Source organism: Methanobrevibacter sp. (assembly GCF_045577275.1).
Lineage (GTDB): Archaea > Methanobacteriota > Methanobacteria > Methanobacteriales > Methanobacteriaceae > Methanobrevibacter.
In genome coordinates this window covers 1-4,956 of record NZ_JAZNIB010000302.1, presented here as the reverse complement: position 1 = coordinate 4,956, position 4,956 = coordinate 1, and the positions used below count along the sequence as shown (strand labels likewise).

At 34.6% G+C, this 4,956-nt stretch carries 5 protein-coding genes and 1 pseudogene; 1 reads left to right on the top strand and 5 read right to left on the bottom strand.

Going from position 1 to position 4,956, the window contains the following annotated elements; translation table 11 throughout:
• Window positions 1-260, top strand: a pseudogene (locus ACKI67_RS08680) (aspartate carbamoyltransferase); the annotation flags it as partial.
• Between the two features lie 38 nt (window positions 261-298).
• On the opposite strand, the gene ACKI67_RS08675 reads toward ACKI67_RS08680, so the two are convergent.
• The 5 genes from ACKI67_RS08675 to ACKI67_RS08655 all read right to left on the bottom strand — a co-directional run bounded on the left by ACKI67_RS08675 (window position 299) and on the right by ACKI67_RS08655 (window position 4,645).
• Window positions 299-631 carry a hypothetical protein gene (locus ACKI67_RS08675; protein WP_407463141.1) on the bottom strand — a complete coding sequence of 111 codons (333 nt, stop codon included), beginning with the start codon at window positions 629-631 and terminating at the stop codon, window positions 299-301.
• Window positions 632-635: 4 nt separating this feature from the next.
• On the bottom strand, window positions 636-965 hold the full coding sequence (locus ACKI67_RS08670) for a hypothetical protein (RefSeq protein WP_407463140.1): 330 nt from the start codon (window positions 963-965) through the stop codon (window positions 636-638).
• A 4-nt stretch (window positions 966-969) separates the two neighbouring features.
• A complete protein-coding gene (locus tag ACKI67_RS08665; protein WP_407463139.1) occupies window positions 970-1,320 on the bottom strand; it encodes a hypothetical protein in 351 nt (116 codons plus the stop codon).
• A gap of 301 nt (window positions 1,321-1,621) precedes the next feature.
• Window positions 1,622-3,916 carry an ABC transporter permease gene (locus ACKI67_RS08660; RefSeq protein ID WP_407463138.1) on the bottom strand — a complete coding sequence of 765 codons (2,295 nt, stop codon included), beginning with the start codon at window positions 3,914-3,916 and terminating at the stop codon, window positions 1,622-1,624.
• A 24-nt stretch (window positions 3,917-3,940) separates the two neighbouring features.
• A complete protein-coding gene (locus ACKI67_RS08655) occupies window positions 3,941-4,645 on the bottom strand; it encodes an ABC transporter ATP-binding protein (protein WP_407463137.1) in 705 nt (234 codons plus the stop codon).
• Window positions 4,646-4,956: the final 311 nt, after the last annotated feature.

The following is a 4,956-nucleotide window of genomic DNA, read 5'->3' as shown; positions in this document are numbered from 1 at the left end:
ATGTGCTTTATGTCACAAGAATCCAAAAGGAAAGGTTCCCGGATGTAGAGGAATATGAACGCATCAAAGGAGCATACCTGATCAATAAGGATTTGCTTGAAGGCAAGGACCTTATAGTGATGCATCCGCTTCCAAGAGTGGATGAGATTTCATATGATGTTGATGATACAAAGTACAACAAGTATTTTGAACAGGCAGCAAATGCAATACCAGTCAGAATGGCTATTTTAAAAAATGTGATTACTCATAGGTTTGAGTAATTATTTATTACTTTTTTTACTCTTTTTTCTATTTCAAATTAAAACAATACTTCCACCAAAAGCAAACGTTTTATCTTACAATTAGAAACTTTCAAATTATCTATTTCCCTTTCCAAATCATGCAATTTTTTACGATTATTTTTAAATTCCTTTTCTTCTCCGTGAATACACAACATTAAATCTTCCAATCCTATAATTTCTGGATCTGAAGCATATGATAATGAATAAAAATAATCTGGAAAATAAGATTTAACTAAAGGATAAACCTTTTCTAATAGCTCCAACAATCCATTGTGTACTTTAATAAAATCGATTATTTCATCTCGATTAATTAACTTGAAATTGTCTAATATGCAACAACTATCACTCATTTTATCATACATCCACTAAAAGCAAAGGTTTAACCTCAGAATCAGAAACTTCCAAATCTCTTATTTCCCGTTCCAGCATTTGCAATTTCATACTGTCCTCATCATAAATCTCCTCATTGCCATTGATAAACAGCATTAAATGTTCTAGATTGACAATCTCGGGGTCTATTGAATATAATAAACAGTAACTATAGTTAGGAAAATATTTCCTTACTAAAGGAAAAGCTTTTTCTATCAGTTCCAATAGTCCATTATGAGAATTTATAAAATCGATTATCTCATCTTTATTAATCAGCTTGAAATTATTCAATATATTTGCATTATTATCATTCATTTTATCATACATCCAATAAGAGCAAACGTTTAACCTTAGAATTAGAAACATTCAAATCATCTATTTCCCTTTCCAAATCATATAATTTATTTCTATTATATTCATAGTCCTTAATATCTCCATTAATAAATAACATTAAATCTTCAATGCTTACTATCTCTGGATCTGGTGCATACAATAATGAATATGAATAATCTGGAAAATAGGATTTAAGTAAAGGATAAACCTTTTCCAATAGCTCCAACAACCCATTATGACTTTTAATAAAATCAATTATTTCTTCTTTATTAATCAGCTTGAAATTATTCAATACACACCCCTTATTATCATTCAATATGTTCTCTTTAATTGACAAAAAATCACCTTTTTAAAAATTGTTAAAATTTATTATTATCTAATAAAATCTATAAAAAAAGTTATATTTAAAGTTAACTAAATTTAAATCGTGTTTTAACGAAAAATAATCAATATTATATTGATATAGTAAAATTAAAGTGATTTTAACAAATATAGTTTTATATAGTAAACTTTAGTAAAATTGAAAAATTAAAATAAAAAAAAGAAAAATAGTTTGAGTAAATACTCACAAAAAAATTATTTTTGGTCAAGGTTTTTGCGGCCCGAAGGGCCGGAAAAAGCTTGGGCTTAAAGATTATCTATTCATTACTCTTCAAAGACTCAACCATATTGACCTTTTTAATCTTTATTGAAAATGCCAAATTAACAAGAACAGACAATCCAAAGGTAATCAGGAAACTTACAACAAAGTTCCACAAGTAAATGTTGATAGGGAAGCTATAGCTATCACCAACTGATCCCATCATAAATCCTAACAAAAGATAAGCTCCTGGAATAGCTAGAATGAATCCAATAGTTGAAAACCATAGGTTTTGAGTAAGCAAAAGCCTTCTTAGGCTTTTTGAATTGAATCCAAGCACCTTCAATGTGGCCAATTCCCGTTGAATCTCGGTAAATGACAAGAGACCTAAATTATAGAGCACTACAACTGCTAGAAGAATTGCAAAGGTTGTCAGTACAGTAATCATCATATCCATTGCTTCAGTCATTGTATTCCAACCATTTTGGATGTCCTCCCTTGTTGTAATGCTGCTTACGCCTGTATAGTTCTTATTGACATTCTTTTTGGTTAAAATAACATTTGTGCTATAATTGTAATCATCTCCACCTTCCTTATCAAAGGTTTTAGGAGTCATTATCATCCCTTGTCCATATGGAACCGTATAGGTTTCTGTTATCTCAGAGTCAATCCATTTAGGATCCCCTGCAACATGCCATCTTACCTTATCTCCAACTTCAAGACCTAATACTTCAGCCATCTTGTCTGAAATGGCTATTCCCTCAGGGTCAAGGTCTATAAAATTCCTATCCCCATCGGTTACCCTATAGTATTCTGACTTGTTCATCACCGTCAAGGTTCCTGCCTTCTTGTTGCCCTTATACTTCAGTTCTATGGACTCTTCCATCATTCCTTCACCGTCGGTTTCCGCCAATATATGGTCCAACTGTGCATCTGTAATGTTATCCTCTAGGATAAGCTTTGTATTGAAGTTATATATCTGATTGTACTGCCAATCCTCAACATCGTTGATTGAATCGCTCATTCCAAATGCAGACATCACCAACATTGCACATGCGAATACGCCGAATACACTCATGAAGGCTCTGGTCTTATTTCTTTTAGCGTCCCTATAGTTCCATCTTTCATTGAAGCTGAACCTCTCCCAGATCTTTGTCCTTTCGACAAGTCCAGATGCAACCATCTTAGGAGCCTTTGGCCTGATTGTCTCTGCAGGACTTTCATCGCTGATTCCCTTAACTGAAATATAGCTTATCAAGACTGAAGACACCACCATAAGTGCAGCTACAGCAAAGAAGCTGATGTTCCATGAAGGTCCCCAGCTAGGAAGTGAATATGTTGAGGACATAGTCGGATAGAAGAGATATGGTATTGTGAGAGGCCCTATTATAAGTCCTAAAATCGATCCTGCCAATGAAAGTACAAATCCGTATGAGAGATAGTGAAGGATGATTGACTTGTTGGAGTATCCCATTGCCTTAAATGTACCGATCTGCATCCTTTGAGCTGAAATCACCCTTGACATGGTTGTAACCAAAGTCAAAAGTGAGACAAGCACAAAGATTGTTGGGAAAATTACTGAAAACATTGTATGCTGGTCTATTTCCTCCTGCAATGCCTTGACGCCAATGTTGTTGTCACGGTCTACATACTGAACAAAAGCCTTTTGACCTAAGGTCTCCTCCAAGTCATCCTTGAAGTCATTCTCTTTCAAGTCCTCATATGCATCCAAGACAATTGTATTGTATTCAATGTCAAAATCAGCCCCTTTTGATGGTATATAAGCAAATCCCACTTGAGAGAAATCAGGCAGAAGGCTTCCCTCCTGAATGTAATAGACATATTCAGGTGAATACATTATTCCTCTGATTGTCTTGGATACTGTTTTTCCATCGAATTTGAGGGTAATCTTATCTCCAACATCCAAATTACGGCCGTCTGCAAACCTTTTGTCTATCCAGATTCCTTCATTGTCATTTTCATCAAAGTCACGGCCCTTGAATAGATGGAACTTGGATATGTTCTGCTTTCCCTCCACAATATGCAGAGTGATGTCTGGGTCTGAAGAGTAGTTTGCAACCGTATCAACAACCATTTCCCTATGGGCATCCTTGATTTGGTCCATGGCCTTGATCTCCTTAAATAAGTCATTGTCTATATCCTCTCCATAGATCCATCCATCAGCAAGGTTGGTGTCTTCGTAGTAATTGCTTGAAACGTCCATCAGCCCTACAACTTCACCGCTGATTCCTGTAAATGCAAAGACTCCAATAAGAGCCATGAGAAAAATGGATATGAATTGGGCCTTATGATCCTTGAAGTCACGCAGCATCTTCCTAAAAAGCATTTTCATGTTATCACTTTAAAAAATAGACATTTACCATTCGATTGCATTTACATCCATAGGATTTTCATTGATAGTTATCTCTTCGATCTTACCGTTCTTGATTCTAATCAGCTTGTCTGCTGCATCTGCCAGATTTGAGTTGTGGGTTACGATTACAACTGTTGTCTCCTTCTCATGGCACATGTTCTGAAGCAGTGAAAGAATCAGCACTCCAGTGTTTGAATCAAGTGCACCTGTAGGCTCGTCACATAAAAGCATTGCAGGCTGCTTTGCCAAAGCCCTTGCAATTGACACCCTTTGCTGCTCACCACCTGAAAGTTGGGCAGGAAACTGGTCTTCATGACCGCTAAGGCCAACTGATTCAAGCATCTTCTCACCGTCGATTTCCACATCGGTGATGTCCTTCATCAGCTCGATATTTTCCTTTGCAGTCAAGTTAGGGATGAGATTATAGAATTGAAATATGAAGCCTACGCTTTTTGCCCTATACTTTGTAAGCTCATCATCATCATAATCCTCGATATTGTTGCCGTCAACGATGATCTTTCCGCTTGAGGCCTTATCCAATCCTCCAAGAAGATTCAACAATGTAGATTTTCCTGCACCAGAAGGGCCTAAAATAACGACAAACTCCCCCTTGTCGATTGAAAGAGACAAGTTGTCCAAAGCCTTCAGCTCATGTTCTCCGCTTTTGTATATTCTAGATACATTCTCAAATTCTATCATTGTTGTCATTTTCATCCCCTTAGATTAAAAATAATTTGAAAAATAGCTGCTTAATTCAAGCAAGCATAAAAATAATAGTCTTATATTTAATTAATTAAGTAAACTCATAAAAATAATTTATGATAATTAACTAAAATACAATAAAAATAACTCATTTTTATCATTAAATAAAAAACAATCTCAATTAGTATATATGTAATTTAATTATATAAATATTTAGGTAAACCTAAATAATATAGGAACTTACAAATATTATTTCTGAGGAAATATAGCTAAAACTTAATTAATTTAACTAAAAAAAGGTTTTAATAGGATAAATT

Bases quoted from the DNA above. Each gene is read 5' to 3' on its own strand.
- ACKI67_RS08655 (WP_407463137.1), bottom strand. From the start codon at position 4,645: ATGACAACAATGATAGAATTTGAGAATGTATCTAGAATATACAAAAGC.
- ACKI67_RS08660 (WP_407463138.1), bottom strand. From the start codon at position 3,916: ATGAAAATGCTTTTTAGGAAGATGCTGCGTGACTTCAAGGATCATAAG.
- ACKI67_RS08670 (WP_407463140.1), bottom strand. From the start codon at position 965: ATGAATGATAATAATGCAAATATATTGAATAATTTCAAGCTGATTAAT.
- ACKI67_RS08675 (WP_407463141.1), bottom strand. From the start codon at position 631: ATGAGTGATAGTTGTTGCATATTAGACAATTTCAAGTTAATTAATCGA.